Source organism: Sediminimonas qiaohouensis DSM 21189, from assembly GCF_000423645.1.
Taxonomy (GTDB): domain Bacteria; phylum Pseudomonadota; class Alphaproteobacteria; order Rhodobacterales; family Rhodobacteraceae; genus Sediminimonas; species Sediminimonas qiaohouensis.
On sequence record NZ_AUIJ01000037.1, the window covers coordinates 1 to 17,177 of the forward strand.

The window sequence follows — 17,177 nt, forward strand, 5'->3', positions numbered from 1 at the left end:
ATCGCAGCCGTCAGCGTCGTCTTGCCGTGGTCAACGTGACCAACTGTCCCGATGTTCACGTGCGGTTTAGAACGGTCAAACTTTTCCTTAGCCATGGTGGCCTCCTTTGTTTCATATGCGGTGCGCGAGAATTGCGCACCCTACAGGGGTGGTAGGGTGCGTGGCCGGGCCACGCACCGCTTTATGCGTATTTCGCCTGGATCTCTTCGGCGATGTTCTGCGGCACGGGCTCGTAATGGTCGAACTGCATCGTGAACTGCGCGCGGCCCGAGGACATCGAGCGCAGCGTGTTGATGTAGCCGAACATGTTGGCCAGCGGCACGAAGGCGTCGATCATGATCGCGTTGCCGCGGGGCTCCTGGCCTTGCACCTGGCCGCGGCGCGACGTCAGATCGCCGATGATCGAGCCGGTGTATTCCTCCGGCGAGACGACCTCGACTTTCATCACCGGCTCCAGCATCTTGGCGCCGGCCTTGCGCAGACCTTCGCGCATGCCCATCCGTGCGGCGATCTCGAACGCCATGACCGAGCTGTCCACGTCGTGGTACTTGCCGTCGATCAGGGCGACCTTGAAGTCGATCACGGGGAAGCCGGCCAGCGGGCCGCTGTCCATGACGCTCTCGATGCCCTTCTGGACGCCGGGGATGTATTCCTTGGGCACGGCACCGCCAACGATGCGCGATTCGAACGAATAGCCTTCGCCCGGCTCTGTCGGCGAAATGACCAGCTTGACCTCGGCGAACTGACCCGAACCACCCGACTGCTTCTTGTGGGTGTAGGTGTGCTCGATCTCGTGGCTGATCGTTTCACGGTAGGCCACCTGCGGCGCACCGATGTTCGCATCCACCTTGAATTCGCGCTTCAGGCGATCGACCAGGATATCCAGGTGCAATTCGCCCATGCCCTTCATGATCGTCTGGCCCGATTCCATATCGGTTTCGACGCGGAAGGACGGATCCTCGGCGGCCAGGCGCGCAAGGCCCTGGCTCATCTTTTCCTGGTCGCCCTTGGTCTTGGGCTCGACCGCGATCTCGATCACCGGATCGGGGAACGTCATCGTTTCCAGAACCACCGGCGCCTTGGGGTCACAGATGGTATCGCCGGTTGTCGTATCCTTGAGGCTGGCCAGCGCGATGATGTCACCGGCGAACGCCTCGTCGATCTCGGTCCGGTCGTTGGAGTGCATCATCATCATACGGCCGATGCGCTCTTTCTTGCCCTTGGTCGAGTTCTGGATCGTGTCGCCCTTGCGCAGCACGCCGGAATAGATCCGCGTGAAGGTCAGCGAGCCGACGAACGGGTCGTTCATGATCTTGAACGCGAGGCCCGAGAACGGCATGTCGTCATCCGCGCGGCGCGGGATGTTGCGCGTCTCGGTCTCGTCATCGGGGGCAAAGCCCATGTAATCGACCACGTCCAGCGGGCTGGGAAGGTAATCGATCACGGCGTTCAGCAGGGGCTGCACACCCTTGTTCTTGAAGGCGGAGCCAGCCAGAACGGGCACGAAGCTCAGGCTCAGCGTCCCCTTGCGGATCAGCTTGCGCAGGGTGTCGACGTCAGGCTCTTCGCCTTCCAGGTAGGCTTCCATCGCCTCGTCGTCCTGCTCGACCGCGTTCTCGATCAGCTTGCTGCGCCATTCCTCGGCGGTGTCCTTCAGGCTGTCGCGAATTTCTTCCTGGAACCAGGTCGCGCCCAGGTCTTCGCCGCGCCAGACCCATTCCTTCATGGTGACCAGGTCAACGATGCCTTCCAGCTCGTGCTCGGCCCCGATCGGGATCTGGATCGGGCAGGCGATGGCGCCGGTCCGGTCTTCGATCATGTGCACGCAGTTGAAGAAGTCCGCACCGATCTTGTCCATCTTGTTGACGAACACGATGCGCGGCACCTTGTAGCGATCCGCCTGGCGCCAAACCGTCTCGGTCTGCGGCTCGACGCCCGCGTTGGCGTCCAGAACCGCAACGGCCCCATCCAGAACCGCCAGCGACCGCTCGACCTCGATGGTGAAGTCGACGTGGCCGGGGGTGTCGATGATGTTCATCCGGTACTTTTCGGAATCGGGCTGCTTGCCGTCTTCCGTGCGCTCCCAGAACGTGGTGGTTGCGGCGCTGGTGATGGTGATCCCGCGTTCCTGCTCCTGCTCCATCCAGTCCATGGTGGCGGCGCCATCATGCACCTCACCGATGTTGTGGGATTTGCCGGTATAAAACAGGATCCGTTCGCTGCAGGTGGTTTTGCCTGCATCGATATGGGCCATGATGCCGAAGTTGCGGTAGCGTTCGAGCGGATAATCGCGTGCCATTTCAGAAATGCCTCTAGGGTTTACCAGCGGTAGTGGCTGAACGCTTTGTTGGCGTCGGCCATCTTGTGGGTGTCTTCGCGCTTCTTAACGGCCGAGCCACGGCTGTTGACAGCGTCCAGAAGCTCGCCTGCGAGGCGCTCTTCCATGGTGTTCTCGTTGCGCGAGCGCGATGCGGTGATCAGCCAGCGGATCGCCAGCGCCTCGCGGCGCTCGGGGCGCACTTCGACGGGAACCTGGTAGGTCGCCCCGCCAACACGGCGCGAGCGCACCTCGACGGAAGGCTTGATGTTATCCAGCGCCTCGTGGAAGATCTCCACCGGCGCGCGCTTGACCTTGTCTTCGACGCGCCCGAGCGCGTTGTACACGATCCGCTCGGCGACGGATTTCTTGCCGTCGATCATCAGGTTGTTCATGAACTTCGTCAAAACCCGATCGCCATATTTGGCGTCGGGCAGGATTTCGCGTTTCTCAGCGGCGTGACGACGGGACATCTGTTATTCCTCTTGTTCCTCTGCGGGCGAGGCCCCGGATCATGCCCGGGACGCCCGAAACACTTATTTCGGGCGCTTGGCGCCATACTTGGAGCGGCGTTGCTTACGGTCCTTGACGCCCTGCGTATCCAGCACACCGCGCAGGATGTGGTAGCGAACGCCGGGAAGGTCTTTCACACGACCGCCGCGGATCAGGACCACCGAGTGTTCCTGAAGGTTGTGCTTTTCGCCGGGGATGTAGCTGATCACCTCGTAACCATTGGTCAGGCGCACCTTGGCGACTTTCCGCATGGCCGAGTTCGGCTTCTTCGGCGTGGTGGTGTACACGCGGGTGCACACGCCGCGCTTTTGCGGGCATTGCTCCAGGTGCATCGACTTCGAGCGCTTGACTTTGGGCTGACGCGGTTTGCGGATCAGCTGTTGGATCGTTGGCATTGGGTTTCTTCCCCGTCTATCAACACATGTGTCTGCACGAGGCACCCCCGTGCGGCTTTCAATTCCGGCACCCTGCGCGTCCACAAGGTGATCAGTGCGCACTTGCAGTGCGGCGTTACCTGCGCGCCAGTACTGCGACGCAAAAAACCGCATACGTCCCCCTGTTCGCGGGGACGACACGGTGGGATTCCAGAGGATCGGGCCTGCAAGACCGGATCTTGACCACTTCGGTTCGGTATCGGCATGGGGCGACCCCCAGCCGGGATGACGCGCGTATAGGCGGAGTCGCAGGGGTTGTCAACAAGCGTTGGCGCCTCAATCGAGGCAAGTCAAAGCGTCTGCACCGGAACCTTGCGCGCCCTGCGCTTGAGGTGCCCTTCGCGCACCAGCATCCAGATGCCGCTGCCCACCACGATCGCCGCGCCGATCAGGGTCAGGGGCACAGGCCATTCGCCGAACACCAACCACCCCAACAGCAAGCCCCAGATCATGCCGGTGTACCGGAACGGCGAGATGAAAGAAACCTCGCCCACCCGCATCACCATGACCGACATCACGTAGCCGCCGATAACCATCACGCCGGCCCCCGTGATCAGGCCCGCCGCGCGCGGTGTCAGGGGCGCCCAGTCCTCGAACAGGCTCAGCCCCCCGAAAAACACCGTTACCGCCAGCGCCGAGGCAAACGTCACCATCATCGAGGGCACCGCCGTGGACATCCGGCGCGTCGCCAGGTCCCGCACCGTAACACAGCCAACCGCGATCAGCGCATAGATCGAATAGATGTTGAACCCCTCGGTGCCGGGCCGGACAATCAGCAAAACCCCGACAAGCCCGACCAGGATCGCCCCCATGCGGCGCCATCCCAAGGGTTCCGCGAAAAACAGCGCCGCCGCCAGCGTCACGATCAACGGAAGCGATTGCAAGATCGCCGTGACATTGGCCAGCGGCATCTTGAACAGCGCGTTGAGGAAAAAATACGCCGCCCCGATCTCGGCGCCCATCCGCAGCACGACAAGCCATCGGTCGCGCCCCGCCACACGCAGGTGAATCGCCCCCATCCGCCACGCCAAAAGGCCGGTCGCCACCGCGGTCAACACACCCCGCAGAAACAGGATCTGGTAAAGGGGCACTTCACCCGCCAGCAGTTTCATGAAGGCATCGTTGAGCGTGAAGGCCGCCATGCTGGCCATCATCATCAACGCACCCCGGGTGTTGTCAGTCAGCATCGCGCGTTCCGTGTAAAATCAATCCCGGCACCCTACCGGGCTGTTTTCGCACCGCAAGCCCCCCAAACGACAAAAGCCCCCGCCGGTGTGGCGGGGGCTCTTGCAGGTCTCGTTGCCTTGGCGATCAGCTTTCGCTGTCATCCTCGGGCGTGCTTACCGCGTTGTCGAACGGATCGGCGTTCACGGTATCGTCCGCTTCGGGGGCGGCCAGTGCGGCCGCGGCCTCGGCTTCTTCGCGGCGCGCTTCGATCACCACGTTGTCGCGCTGTTGCGCCACCTGGCGTACCTTCTGCGTCGCGCCGCCGGTGCCCGCCGGGATCAGACGACCCACGATGACGTTCTCTTTCAGACCGACCAGCTTGTCGCGCTTGCCTTGCACGCTGGCCTCGGTCAGAACGCGCGTCGTTTCCTGGAACGATGCCGCCGAGATGAAGCTGCGGGTCTGCAGCGACGCCTTGGTGATGCCCAACAGGATCGGACCGCCCTGCGCAGGGCGGCCGCCCTTGCTGATCGCCTTCTCGTTGGCCGCCTCGAACTCCTGCTTGTCGACGTGTTCACCCTTCAGCAGCGTGGTGTCGCCACTATCCGAGATCTCCCACTTCTGGAGCATCTGGCGCACGATGACTTCGATGTGCTTGTCGTTGATCTTCACACCTTGCAGGCGGTAGACGTCCTGCACCTCGTCGATCATGTAATTCGCCAGCGCCTCGACCCCGAGGATCGACAGGATGTCGTGGGGCGCGGGGTTGCCATCCATGATGTAGTCGCCCTTCTGGACGAAATCGCCCTCCTGGACGGGGATGTGCTTGCCCTTGGGAACCATGTATTCGACCGGGTCCATGGACTCGTCCGTGGGTTCGATCGAAATACGGCGCTTGTTCTTGTAGTCCTTGCCAAAGCGCACGTAGCCATCGCATTCGGCAATGATCGCGTGGTCCTTGGGGCGGCGCGCCTCGAACAGTTCGGCAACACGCGGCAGACCGCCGGTGATGTCCTTGGTCTTGGCGCTTTCCCGCGGAATACGCGCAACCACGTCGCCCGCGGTCACGGCCTGTCCGTCTTCGACCGACAGGATCGCGTCCACCGACATCGGGTAGCTCACCGGGTTGCCCGCATCGGTGCGGACCGGCTCGCCGTCCTCGCCAACCAGGATGATCTCGGGCTTCAGCTCGTTGCCCTTGGGCGCGGCGCGCCAGTCGGTCACGATCTTCTGGGTCATGCCGGTGGCATCGTCGGTCTCTTCGCGCACGGCCGTGCCCGAAACCAGGTCGACGTATTTCACCATTCCGGTTTTCTCGGCGATGATCGGCAGGGTGTAGGGATCCCATTCGAACAGCTTGTCGCCGCGCGCCACCTTGTCGCCCTCGCGCACGAACAGCTTGGTGCCATAGCCCAGCTTGTGGCTGGCCCGCTCCTGCCCGTTCTCATCGAGAATGCGCAGCTTCATGTTGCGGCCCATGGTCAGGATCTCGCCCGAGGCGTTTTCCAGCGTGCTGGCATTCTCGAACTCGATCGTGCCCTCCTGGCTGGCCTCAAGGAAGGACTGCTGTCCACCCTGCGCAACACCGCCGATGTGGAACGTCCGCATCGTCAGCTGCGTGCCCGGCTCGCCGATCGACTGCGCCGCGATGATGCCCACCGCTTCGCCTTCGTTGACCATCGTGCCGCGAGCCAGGTCACGCCCGTAGCACATCGCGCAAACGCCATCCTCGGCCTCGCAGGTCAGGGGCGAGCGCAGGCGCGCCACTTGCAGCGCGACCTCGTCGATCCGGTCGGCCATCCGCTCGTCAACCATCTGGCCGGTGGGGGTGATCACCTCGTTGGTGCCCGGCTCGAGGATGTCCTCGGCCGCAACGCGCCCAAGGCACCGCTCGCCCAGCGATGCAACGACTTCGCCATCGTTGACGGCCGCCTCGACGGTGATCGCCAAGTCGGTGCCGCAGTCGTGCTCGCGCACGATGCAGTCCTGCGACACGTCCACCAGGCGGCGGGTCAGGTAGCCCGAGTTCGCCGTCTTCAACGCGGTGTCCGACAGACCTTTCCGCGCGCCGTGGGTCGAGTTGAAGTATTCAAGAACGGTCAGACCTTCCTTGAAGTTCGAGATAATCGGCGTCTCGATGATGTCGCCGTTCGGCTTGGCCATCAGGCCTCGCATGCCGCCCAGCTGCTTCATCTGCGTGACAGAGCCACGCGCGCCCGAGTGGGCCATCATGTAGACGCTGTTCGGCTCGGCCTCGGCGCCGTTTTCATCGACGTGCTTGGCGGAGATGTTACCCATCATCGCCTCGGTCACCTCGTCGTTGCACTTGGACCAGGCATCAACCACCTTGTTGTACTTTTCGCCCTGGGTAATCAGACCGTCCATGTACTGCTGTTCGAAATCCTGCACCAAGGTGCGGGTGTTTTCGACGATGGGCCACTTCTGCTCGGGGATAACCATGTCGGCCTTGCCGAAGCTGATGCCGGCATTGCACGCCTCGCGGAACCCCGCGGTCATGATCTGGTCGCAGAAAATGACCGATTCCTTCTGACCGCAATAGCGGTAGACGGTGTCGATGATCTGCTGCACCTCTTTCTTGCGCAGCAGGCGGTTGACCAGGTCGAAAGGCGCCTTGGCGTTCTTCGGCATCAACGCACCCAGACGCACGCGGCCCGGTGTCGTCTCATACCGCTTGAAGATCTCGTTGCCTTCCTCGTCGATCTGCGGAATCCGCGCGGTCACCTTCGCGTGCAGGTGCACAGAGCCGGTATCCAGCGCGTATTGCACCTCTTCGATCGAGCCAAAGACCATGCCTTCGCCCTTCATCCCCTCGCGTTCGATCGAGGTGTAGTAAAGGCCAAGAATCATATCCTGCGACGGCACGATGATCGGCGCGCCGTTGGCCGGCGACAGCACGTTGTTGGTGGACATCATCAGGACCCGCGCCTCAAGCTGCGCCTCAAGGCTCAGCGGCACGTGAACAGCCATCTGGTCACCGTCGAAGTCGGCGTTGAACGCCGCGCAAACCAGCGGATGAAGCTGGATCGCCTTGCCCTCGATCAGAACCGGCTCGAACGCCTGGAAACCCAGGCGGTGCAACGTCGGCGCACGGTTCAGCATCACGGGATGCTCGCGGATCACCTCGTCAAGGCTGTCCCAAACCTCGGGACGTTCCTTCTCGACCAGCTTCTTGGCCTGCTTGACGGTGCTCGACAGGCCCTTGGCCTCAAGCCGCGAATAGATGAACGGCTTGAACAGCTCCAGCGCCATCTTCTTGGGCAGGCCGCACTGGTGCAGCTTCAGCTCCGGACCCGTCACGATGACGGACCGGCCCGAGAAGTCCACGCGCTTGCCCAGCAGGTTCTGACGGAACCGGCCCTGCTTGCCCTTCAGCATATCGCTCAGCGATTTCAGCGGGCGCTTGTTGGTGCCGGTGATGACGCGACCGCGGCGGCCGTTGTCAAACAGCGCATCAACCGATTCCTGCAACATCCGCTTCTCGTTGCGCACGATGATATCGGGTGCGCGCAGCTCGATCAGCCGCTTGAGGCGGTTGTTGCGGTTGATTACCCGGCGATACAGATCGTTCAGGTCGGACGTCGCGAACCGGCCACCGTCCAGCGGCACCAGCGGACGCAGTTCCGGCGGGATCACCGGGATCACCGTCATCACCATCCATTCCGGGCGATTGCCGGATTCCAGGAAGCTCTCGACGACTTTCAGCCGCTTGATGATCTTCTTCGGCTTCAGCTCGCCCGTCGCTTCCTTCAGGTCGGCGCGAAGCTGCTCTGCCTCGCCCTCAAGGTCGATCGCAGCCAGCATTTCGCGGATCGCCTCGGCGCCGATATTGGCTGTGAAGGCGTCGGTGCCGTACTGGTCCTGCGCGTCCATATACTCTTCTTCGCTGAGCATCTGGCCGTATTGCAGGTCCGTCAGGCCCGGCTCGATCACCACGTAGTTCTCGAAATACAGGACCCGCTCCAGATCGCGCAGCGTCATGTCCAGCATCAGGCCGATACGGCTGGGCAGCGATTTCAGGAACCAGATATGCGCCACCGGCGCAGCCAGTTCGATATGGCCCATCCGCTCGCGGCGGACCTTCTGCAGCGTCACCTCGACGCCGCATTTTTCGCAGACGACGCCGCGATACTTCATGCGCTTGTATTTGCCGCACAGGCATTCGTAATCCTTGATCGGGCCAAAAATACGCGCGCAGAACAGGCCGTCACGCTCGGGCTTGAACGTGCGGTAGTTGATGGTTTCGGGCTTCTTGATCTCGCCATAGGACCACGAGAGGATCCGCTCGGGCGAGGCCAGCGAGACCTTGATCTCGTCAAAGACCTTGGTCGGGGCGACCGGGTTGAACGGGTTGTTTGCAAGTTCCTGGTTCATTTCCAAATCCTTAAAGGCTGTGGATGGAGGGCGGTGCAACGCCGTTTTCTTGAAAAGAAAACGGACCGAACCCTTTGAAAGGGTCCGGTGGCCGGCGCTTACTCATCCTCCTCCGCATCCAGGAGTTCCATATTCAGGCCAAGGCCGCGCACTTCCTTCACAAGCACGTTGAAGGATTCGGGCACGCCCGCCTCGAAGTTGTCCTCGCCCTTGACGATCGACTCGTAGACCTTGGTCCGGCCTGCCACGTCATCGGACTTGACCGTCAGCATCTCCTGCAGGGTGTAGGCGGCGCCATAAGCCTCAAGGGCCCAGACCTCCATCTCACCCAAACGCTGACCACCGAACTGCGCCTTACCGCCCAGCGGCTGCTGGGTAACCAGGCTGTAGGGCCCGGTTGAGCGCGCGTGGATCTTGTCGTCGACAAGGTGGTGCAGCTTGAGCAGGTACTTGACCCCCACCGTCACGGGGCGCGAGAACGCCTCGCCGGTGCGGCCGTCATAGACAACCGATTGCCCGGTCTGGTCAAAGCCCGCGCGGATCAGGGCATCGTTGATGTCCTCTTCCTTGGCACCGTCGAACACCGGTGTGGCGATCGGGATACCTTGCGTGACGTTGCCCGCCGCTTCGACAAGGGCGCCCTCGTCAAGCTCCTTGAGGCCCTCTTGATAGACCTCGTCGCCATAGACCGACTGCATGGTTTCACGCACCGGCGTCAGGTCGCCCGACCGGCGGTATTCGGCCAGTGCCTCGTCAACCTGCAGGCCCAGGGACCGGCTGGCCCAGCCCATGTGCGTCTCCAGGATCTGACCCACGTTCATCCGGCTGGGCACGCCCAGCGGGTTGAGGCAGACATCCACCGGCGTGCCGTCCGCCAGGAACGGCATGTCCTCCATCGGGATCACGCGGCTGACGACACCCTTGTTGCCGTGACGGCCGGCCATCTTGTCGCCGGGCTGGATCTTGCGCTTCACCGCGATGAAGACCTTGACCATCTTCATCACGCCCGGCGGCAGGTCGTCGCCACGGCGAACCTTCTCGACCTTGTCCTCGAACCGTGCATCAAGCGCGCGTTTCTGCGCCTCGTACTGTTCGTGCAGGGCCTCGACGATCTGCGCGTCGGCCTCGTCCTTCAAGGCCAGTTGCCACCACTGGCCACGGGTCAGCGTTTCCAGCAGCTCCTCGGTGATTTCCGAGTTCGCCTTGACGCCCTTGGGCCCCTTCACGGCAACCTTGCCCAGGATCAGCGGCTTCAGACGGGCATAGATGTTGCGATCCAGGATCGCCAGCTCGTCATCGCGGTCGCGCGCCAGGCGCTCGACTTCTTCGCGCTCGATCTGCAGGGCGCGCTCGTCCTTTTCCACGCCGTGGCGGTTGAACACGCGCACTTCGACAACCGTGCCGAAATCACCCGGTTTCACGCGCAACGAGGTGTCGCGCACGTCGCTGGCCTTCTCGCCAAAGATCGCGCGCAGCAGCTTTTCCTCGGGCGTCATCGGGCTTTCGCCCTTGGGGGTGATCTTGCCCACAAGGATATCGCCCGGCTCCACGTCGGCACCGATATAAACGATGCCCGCCTCGTCGAGGTTGCGCAGCGCCTCTTCGCCCACGTTGGGAATGTCGCGGGTGATCTCCTCCGGCCCCAGCTTGGTGTCGCGGGCGGCAACTTCGAATTCCTCGATGTGGATCGAGGTGAAAACGTCGTCGCGCGCAATCCGCTCGGACAGCAGGATCGAGTCCTCGTAGTTATAGCCATTCCACGGCATGAACGCGGTGATCACGTTGCGGCCCACGGCCAGCTCGCCCATGTCCGTTGCCGGACCATCGGCGATGACCTCGTCCTTGAGCACGCTATCGCCCACCTTAACCAGCGGGCGCTGGTTGATGCACGAGTTCTGGTTCGAGCGCTGGAACTTGCGCAGGCGGTAGATATCCACCCCCGGATCGCCCGGCTCCAGGTCCTCGGTCGCGCGCACAACGATACGCTGCGCATCCACCTGGTCGATGACACCCGACCGGCGCGCCATGATCGCGGCGCCCGAATCGCGGGCAACCGTGCCCTCGATCCCGGTGCCGACAAGCGGCGCCTCGGTTTTCACCAGCGGCAGCGCCTGCCGCATCATGTTCGCCCCCATCAGGGCGCGGTTGGCGTCGTCGTTTTCCAGGAACGGGATCAGAGAGGCCGCAACCGACACCAGCTGCTTGGGTGACACGTCGATCAGGTCCACCTGGTCAACCGGGGCAAGCGTGTATTCGCCCGCCTGCCGGGTGTTGACCATCTCGGCCACGAATTTCCCCTCGCTGTCCAGCTTGGCGTTGGCCTGCGCAACGGTGTGGCGGGCCTCTTCGGTGGCGGACATATAGACCACCTCGTCGGACACCTTGCCATCATCAACGCGGCGATACGGGGTCTCGATGAACCCGTACTTGTTGACCCGCGCAAAGGTCGCGAGCGAGTTGATCAGACCGATGTTCTGGCCTTCCGGCGTCTCGATCGGGCACATCCGGCCATAGTGGGTCGGGTGCACGTCGCGCACCTCAAAGCCGGCGCGCTCGCGCGTCAGGCCGCCAGGCCCAAGGGCCGACAGGCGCCGCTTGTGCGTCACTTCCGACAGCGGGTTGGTCTGGTCCATGAATTGGCTGAGCTGCGACGAGCCAAAGAACTCGCGCACCGCGGCCGCGGCCGGCTTGGCGTTGATCAGGTCCTGCGGCATCACCGTGTCGATCTCGACGGACGACATCCGCTCCTTGATCGCACGCTCCATCCGCAGCAGGCCGACGCGGTACTGGTTCTCCATCAATTCGCCAACCGAACGCACCCGGCGGTTGCCAAGGTGGTCGATGTCGTCGATGTCGCCCTTGCCGTCGCGCAGTTCCATCAGGGCCTTGATGCAGGCCACGATATCTTCGCGGCGCAGCGTGCGCAGCGTATCGGGCGCATCCAGCGCCAAGCGCATGTTCATCTTGACGCGGCCCACGGCCGACAGGTCGTACCGCTCCGAGTCGAAGAACAGCGAATCGAACATCGTGCTGGCCGCCTCGACGGTGGGCGGCTCGCCCGGGCGCATCACGCGATAGATATCCATGAGCGCGGTCTCGCGGTTCATGTTCTTGTCCATCGCCATGGTGTTGCGCATGTACGGGCCCACGGTGACGCCGTCGATGTCCAGAACCGGAATATCCGTCACGCCGGCATCCAGCAGCTCCTGCAGGGTGCCGCCGGAAATCTCGCCGTCCTTGCCGCGCTCCAGCGTCAGCTCATCGCCCGCCTCGACATAGATCGCGCCGGTTTCCTCGTTGATGATGTCGCGCGCGACGAACTTGCCGACGATGTTCTCGAACGGCACCAGCAGGTCGGTAACCTTGCCTTCGTCCTTGAGCTGCTTGACCGCCCGCGGCGTGACCTTCTTGCCCGCCTCGCAGATCACCTCGCCAGTGGCTGCATCGACCAGGTCATAGGTCGGGCGCGTCCCGCGCACGCGGTCGGGGAAGAACTTGGTGACCCAGCCCTTGCCCTTCTGCAGCTTGTAATCAACCGTGTCGTAATACGAATTCATGATCATTTCCTGATCCATGCCCAAGGCATAGAGCAGCGTCGTCACCGGCAGTTTCCGGCGACGGTCGATCCGCGCGAACACGATATCCTTGGCGTCGAATTCGAAATCCAGCCACGAGCCGCGATAGGGAATGATCCGGCAGGCGAACAGCAACTTGCCCGAGCTGTGCGTCTTGCCCTTGTCGTGGTCAAAGAAAACGCCGGGGCTGCGGTGCATCTGGCTGACGATCACGCGCTCGGTGCCGTTGACCACGAAGGTGCCCGTTGGCGTCATGAGCGGCATGTCCCCCATGAACACGTCCTGCTCCTTGATGTCCTTGACCGACTTGTTGCCGGTGTCGTCGTCCACATCGAACACGATCAGGCGCAGCGTAACCTTCAGCGGCGCGCTGTAGGTCATGTCGCGCTGCATGCACTCTTCGACATCGTATTTCGGCTTTTCCAACTCGTACTTGACGAATTCCAGCACGCTGGTCTCGTTGAAATCCTTGATCGGAAAGACCGACTGAAACACGCCCTTGATGCCTTCGCCATCGGCCGGCTCGGCGCCATCGCCCGAGTCCAGGAATAGCTCGTAGGACGATTTTTGAACCTCGATCAGGTTCGGCATTTCCAGCACTTCGCGGATCTTGCCGTAGTATCTGCGCAAACGCTTCTTGCCGAGGAAACTGTTAGCCATGGTCGATGTTACCTTCTCGTTTCTCACCGGGTGCGCATGTCGTCGGGCTCCGACATCGCACCCATCCGAAACAGGGCGTTCAGATCAATTCCCGGCCCTTGTCCCACCAAGAGCCTCCCGATCCGCGAACCGCGCCTTAGAAAGAGCTTTGTGCAAAGCCCTTTCTGAGACAGGTTCGGCTGGGCCCGGAAATCCGCGCCCAGCCTTGTCATCCCCACCGGGTCAGGCCCGGTGACGGATCACTTGAGTTCGACCTCGGCGCCAGCTGCTTCCAGCTTGCCCTTGATCTCTTCCGCTTCGGCCTTGTCGACGCCTTCCTTGACGGCTTTGCCGCCGGCTTCGACCAGTTCCTTGGCTTCCTTCAGGCCCAGCCCGGTGATGCCGCGGACTTCCTTGATGACGTTGATCTTCGACGCGCCGGCCGATTTCAGGATCACGTCAAATTCGGTCTGCTCTTCTTCAGCAGCACCGCCAGCGCCCTCTGCGGGGCCGGCCATCATGACAGCGCCGCCCGATGCGGGCTCGATGCCATATTCGTCCTTGAGGATGGTTTTCAGTTCTTGTGCTTCGAGAAGCGTCAGACCAACGATCTCTTCAGCCAGTTTTTTCAGATCAGCCATGTGACTCTTTTCCGTTCTCTTAGGTGTGTTCCAACGTACGCAGGGGTTTGCCCCACGCGGGTATCGGGTTGCTTATGCGGCCTCTGCCTTGTCCTCGATCGTCGACAGGATGCCGGCGATATTCGAGGCGGGCGCGCCAATCGCACCGGCGATGTTCGAAGCGGGTGCGCCGAGCATGCCCGCGATCTGAGCGATAAGCTCGTCGCGCGAGGGCATTTTCGACACGGCTTCGACACCGGCCCGGTCCAGAGCGCTCTCACCCATTGCGCCACCAAGAATCTCAAGCTTCTTGTTTTCCTTGGCGAACTCCTCGGTCACCTTGGCGGCTGCCACGGGGTCCTCGGAATAGGTCAGAACGGTCATGCCCGACAGAAGATCGGCGATGCTTTCGCAAGGCTTCCCTTCAAGGGCGATCTTGGCGAGCCTGTTCTTGGCGACACGTACAGACCCGCCCGCGTCGCGCATGCGTGCGCGCAGGTCCTGCATCTCGGCAACCGTGAGGCCCGCGTAGTGTGATACCACCACGACGCCAGAGCTTTCGAAGATCTGGCCGAGTTCCTCGACCACTTTCTCTTTCTGGGCTCTATCCACAGTTTCACTCCAAAATTGGAAAGGTTTCCCTCTCCGGCTCCTAGTTTACCCCGCACCGAAATGCGGAGTTCGGGTCCAATTTCAGGGTCCCGAGGCCAGATCTGCCCGAAGGTTCACACCCAACGGTCAATATGTCTCGTTCCCCATCTCAGGAAGGAATTATTCACCGCCACGCGGCGAACCCTCCGTCTCGGACAGGACGGGGCCGATATGTGGCCCCGCCATTCTGCGCCGACCCCCCGCAAGGGACCGGCACGGAATTCTTACTCAGCCGCGGCGTTATCCACGCTGATCGTCACACCCGGCCCCATGGTCGAGGACAACGCGATGCGCTTCATGTAGGCGCCCTTGGCGCCGGCCGGCTTGGCCTTGACCACGGCGTTCACGAAGGCGCGGATGTTCTCGGCCAGCTTGTCGGCCTCGAACGATGCCTTGCCGACACCTGCATGCACGACACCGGCCTTTTCGGCCTTGAACTGCACCTGGCCGCCCTTGGCGTCCTGCACGGCCTGCGCGACATCCATCGTCACCGTGCCCACCTTGGGGTTCGGCATCAGGTTGCGCGGGCCCAGGATCTTGCCCAGCCGGCCAACGACCGGCATCATGTCGGGCGTGGCGATGCAGCGATCGAACTCGATCTTGCCGCTCTGGATGGTTTCCATCAGGTCTTCTGCGCCGACGATATCCGCGCCTGCGGCCTGTGCCTCTTCGGCTTTGGGGCCACGGGCGAACACGGCGACGCGCACGGTCTTGCCGGTGCCGTTGGGCAGGCCGACAACGCCGCGCACCATCTGGTCGGCGTGACGCGGATCAACGCCGAGGTTCACGGCGATTTCCACGGTCTCATCGAACTTCGCGGCGGCGTTCGCCTTGATCAGGGCCACCGCGTCTTCGACGCTCAGGTTTTCCTTGCCAGCAACGGCTTCGCGGGCGGCGCGGGTGCGTTTTCCAAGCTTTGCCATCTTACTTCACCTCGATGCCCATGGACCGGGCCGAGCCCAGGATGATTTTCATCGCGCCCTCGATATCGGTCGCATTCAGGTCGCGCATCTTCGCCTCGGCGATTTCCTTGACCTGCTTGGTGGTCACCGACCCCGCGGTCGCGCGCCCGGTTGTCGCAGAGCCCGACTTCAGCTTGGCCGCCTTCTTCAGGTAGTAAGACGCCGGCGGCGTCTTGATTTCCATCGTGAACGACTTGTCCTGGAAATACGAAATTTCGGTCGGGCACGGCGCACCCTGCTCCATTTCGGCAGTCTTGGCGTTGAACGCCTTGCAGAATTCCATGATGTTGATGCCGCGCTGACCCAACGCAGGGCCCACGGGCGGCGACGGGTTTGCTTGCCCGGCAGGCACTTGCAGCTTCAGCTTGCCGACGAGTTTCTTGGCCATCTGGCCTCTCCTTCTTTCCAACACCCCGCGAACGCGTTCACCGGGTCTCAAGTTGTGTGGTCCGGTCCGCGCATCGCGATGCGCTCGCCTCCCACAATGGCACCCCGGTCTCCCGGGAATTTCGTCCGGCGCGCCAGCGCGGCGCACCCATCAGGTCACGATTGCTTCGTGACCTGCGTGAATTCCAGCTCGACCGGCGTTTCCCGGCCAAAGATCGAAACAGCCACCTTCAGGCGCTGATTGTCGTCGTCCACGGCCTCGATCATGCCGTCGAAATCCTCGAACGGGCCGTCGTTGACCTTGACCTTCTCGCCCACCTCGAAATGCACCAGCGTGCGCGGGCTTTCCTCGCCCTCCTGCACACGGTTGAGGATGGCGTTCACTTCGGCGTCGCGCATCGGCAGGGGGCGCCCCTGCGGCCCCAGAAAGCCGGTCACGCGGTTGATGCCGTTGATCAGGTGATAACCCCGGTCCGACATCTCCATCCGCACAAGGACATAGCCGGGCATGAACCGACGCTCGGCGGTCACCTTCTTGCCGCGGCGCACCTCGATCACCTCTTCGGTGGGCACGAGAACCTCTTCGATTTCGTCCTCAAGACCGTTCTCGGCGGCGGCCTGCTTGATTTGCTCGGCGATCTTTTTCTCGAAGTTCGAGAGAACGCTCACCGAATACCACCGTTTCGCCATCTTGATCTCAGTCCTTGTCAGAACGGCCTATCAGCCGCAATTTATGTTCTTTTTCAAACGGTTGCCCGCCGCCGTCCGAAACAAAAAATCGGCGTGCAACACGAATCGCCGCACGCCACTCTCGGATCAGACCTGCCCTTTACAAAGGATATCTCCACATTTCAAGGCCAAAGGACGCATTGTTGCCCCACTGGCGAAACCCCGCCACCATGCCCGATCAGGCAAACAGGCTCAGGATTCCCTTCAGCCCGCCCTTGATCGCCAGATCGACCAGCGAAAAAAACAGCGCCGTCAGCGCCGCCATGATGAACACCATGACCGTGGTCAGCAGAACCTCGCGCCGCGTGGGCCAGACGACCTTGGCGACTTCCGAGCGAACCTGCTGAATGAACTGAAGCGGATTAGTGCGTGCCATGCCTGAGTCTTCTTCCCATCTGCCAGGGGGTTCAAATACGCCTCCATCGCGCCAAGATCAAGGCCCGCGCTAACGATGAGGGACGTGGCAGGGGCAGCAGGGCTCGAACCCGCGACCTACGGTTTTGGAGACCGTCGCTCTACCAACTGAGCTATACCCCTATGTCCGGGGCCTCAGTTACTGCGCCGGGCGGCGGTTTTCAAGGGCCGATTTCACTTTCATCGCCCTGCGCCGCGTCGTGCCCCATATACGAAACGGGGCCGCCCAACAGGCGACCCCGCTATCGTGCCAGGCCCGGCGCGGGGCCGGGCCGCAAACCCGATTACTTCAGGATTTTCGAGACGACGCCCGCGCCGACGGTGCGGCCGCCTTCGCGGATGGCGAAGCGCAGGCCGTCTTCCATCGCGATCGGCGC

General features: G+C 62.5%; 14 protein-coding genes and 1 tRNA gene. All 15 read right to left on the bottom strand.

All coding sequences use genetic code 11. The features are described from left to right. A partial coding sequence (locus tag G568_RS20360; RefSeq protein WP_157084447.1) for a GTP-binding protein occupies positions 1–95 on the bottom strand: 95 nt, incomplete at its 3' end. 86 nt (positions 96–181) lie between these two features. Further along, a complete protein-coding gene (gene fusA, locus G568_RS0116600; protein ID WP_026759051.1) occupies positions 182–2,299 on the bottom strand; it encodes an elongation factor G in 2,118 nt (705 codons plus the stop codon). 20 nt (positions 2,300–2,319) lie between these two features. Continuing rightward, entirely contained in the window at positions 2,320–2,790 is a 471-nt protein-coding gene (rpsG, locus tag G568_RS0116605) for a 30S ribosomal protein S7 (RefSeq protein WP_026759052.1), read from the bottom strand. Between the two features lie 63 nt (positions 2,791–2,853). Beyond that, positions 2,854–3,225: a 30S ribosomal protein S12 gene (gene rpsL, locus G568_RS0116610; protein ID WP_026759053.1), complete on the bottom strand. Its 372-nt coding sequence runs from the start codon at positions 3,223–3,225 to the stop codon at positions 2,854–2,856. Between the two features lie 329 nt (positions 3,226–3,554). Beyond that, on the bottom strand, positions 3,555–4,451 hold the full coding sequence (locus G568_RS0116615) for a DMT family transporter (protein ID WP_037374385.1): 897 nt from the start codon (positions 4,449–4,451) through the stop codon (positions 3,555–3,557). 124 nt (positions 4,452–4,575) lie between these two features. Beyond that, positions 4,576–8,823: a DNA-directed RNA polymerase subunit beta' gene (gene rpoC, locus G568_RS0116620; protein WP_026759055.1), complete on the bottom strand. Its 4,248-nt coding sequence runs from the start codon at positions 8,821–8,823 to the stop codon at positions 4,576–4,578. A 98-nt stretch (positions 8,824–8,921) separates the two neighbouring features. Next, on the bottom strand, positions 8,922–13,058 hold the full coding sequence (rpoB, locus tag G568_RS0116625) for a DNA-directed RNA polymerase subunit beta (protein WP_026759056.1): 4,137 nt from the start codon (positions 13,056–13,058) through the stop codon (positions 8,922–8,924). A 239-nt stretch (positions 13,059–13,297) separates the two neighbouring features. Beyond that, complete coding sequence (gene rplL, locus G568_RS0116635) at positions 13,298–13,678, bottom strand: 50S ribosomal protein L7/L12 (protein WP_026759058.1); 381 nt, start codon at positions 13,676–13,678, stop codon at positions 13,298–13,300. A gap of 72 nt (positions 13,679–13,750) precedes the next feature. Beyond that, positions 13,751–14,269, bottom strand: a complete 519-nt coding sequence (rplJ, locus tag G568_RS0116640) for a 50S ribosomal protein L10 (RefSeq protein ID WP_026759059.1) — start codon at positions 14,267–14,269, stop codon at positions 13,751–13,753. Positions 14,270–14,532: 263 nt separating this feature from the next. Beyond that, positions 14,533–15,231 (bottom strand): 50S ribosomal protein L1, encoded by a 699-nt coding sequence (gene rplA, locus G568_RS0116645; protein WP_026759060.1) that lies wholly within the window; start codon positions 15,229–15,231, stop codon positions 14,533–14,535. A gap of 1 nt (position 15,232) precedes the next feature. Next, positions 15,233–15,658 carry a 50S ribosomal protein L11 gene (rplK, locus tag G568_RS0116650; RefSeq protein WP_026759061.1) on the bottom strand — a complete coding sequence of 142 codons (426 nt, stop codon included), beginning with the start codon at positions 15,656–15,658 and terminating at the stop codon, positions 15,233–15,235. A 155-nt stretch (positions 15,659–15,813) separates the two neighbouring features. Then, complete coding sequence (gene nusG, locus G568_RS0116655; RefSeq protein WP_026759062.1) at positions 15,814–16,347, bottom strand: transcription termination/antitermination protein NusG; 534 nt, start codon at positions 16,345–16,347, stop codon at positions 15,814–15,816. 217 nt (positions 16,348–16,564) lie between these two features. Then, entirely contained in the window at positions 16,565–16,762 is a 198-nt protein-coding gene (gene secE / locus G568_RS0116660) for a preprotein translocase subunit SecE (RefSeq protein WP_026759063.1), read from the bottom strand. 85 nt (positions 16,763–16,847) lie between these two features. Continuing rightward, a tRNA-Trp gene (locus tag G568_RS0116665) sits at positions 16,848–16,923 on the bottom strand. A gap of 161 nt (positions 16,924–17,084) precedes the next feature. Continuing rightward, the coding region (locus G568_RS20840; RefSeq protein ID WP_211222275.1) for an EF-Tu C-terminal domain-related protein at positions 17,085–17,177 on the bottom strand (93 nt) is incomplete at its 5' end.

Bases quoted from the DNA above. Each gene is read 5' to 3' on its own strand.
- nusG (WP_026759062.1), bottom strand. From the start codon at position 16,347: ATGGCGAAACGGTGGTATTCGGTGAGCGTTCTCTCGAACTTCGAGAAA.
- rplK (WP_026759061.1), bottom strand. From the start codon at position 15,658: ATGGCCAAGAAACTCGTCGGCAAGCTGAAGCTGCAAGTGCCTGCCGGG.
- rpoC (WP_026759055.1), bottom strand. From the start codon at position 8,823: ATGAACCAGGAACTTGCAAACAACCCGTTCAACCCGGTCGCCCCGACC.
- rplA (WP_026759060.1), bottom strand. From the start codon at position 15,231: ATGGCAAAGCTTGGAAAACGCACCCGCGCCGCCCGCGAAGCCGTTGCT.
- rpsL (WP_026759053.1), bottom strand. From the start codon at position 3,225: ATGCCAACGATCCAACAGCTGATCCGCAAACCGCGTCAGCCCAAAGTC.
- rplL (WP_026759058.1), bottom strand. From the start codon at position 13,678: ATGGCTGATCTGAAAAAACTGGCTGAAGAGATCGTTGGTCTGACGCTT.
- fusA (WP_026759051.1), bottom strand. From the start codon at position 2,299: ATGGCACGCGATTATCCGCTCGAACGCTACCGCAACTTCGGCATCATG.
- G568_RS0116615 (WP_037374385.1), bottom strand. From the start codon at position 4,451: ATGCTGACTGACAACACCCGGGGTGCGTTGATGATGATGGCCAGCATG.
- secE (WP_026759063.1), bottom strand. From the start codon at position 16,762: ATGGCACGCACTAATCCGCTTCAGTTCATTCAGCAGGTTCGCTCGGAA.
- rpsG (WP_026759052.1), bottom strand. From the start codon at position 2,790: ATGTCCCGTCGTCACGCCGCTGAGAAACGCGAAATCCTGCCCGACGCC.
- rpoB (WP_026759056.1), bottom strand. From the start codon at position 13,058: ATGGCTAACAGTTTCCTCGGCAAGAAGCGTTTGCGCAGATACTACGGC.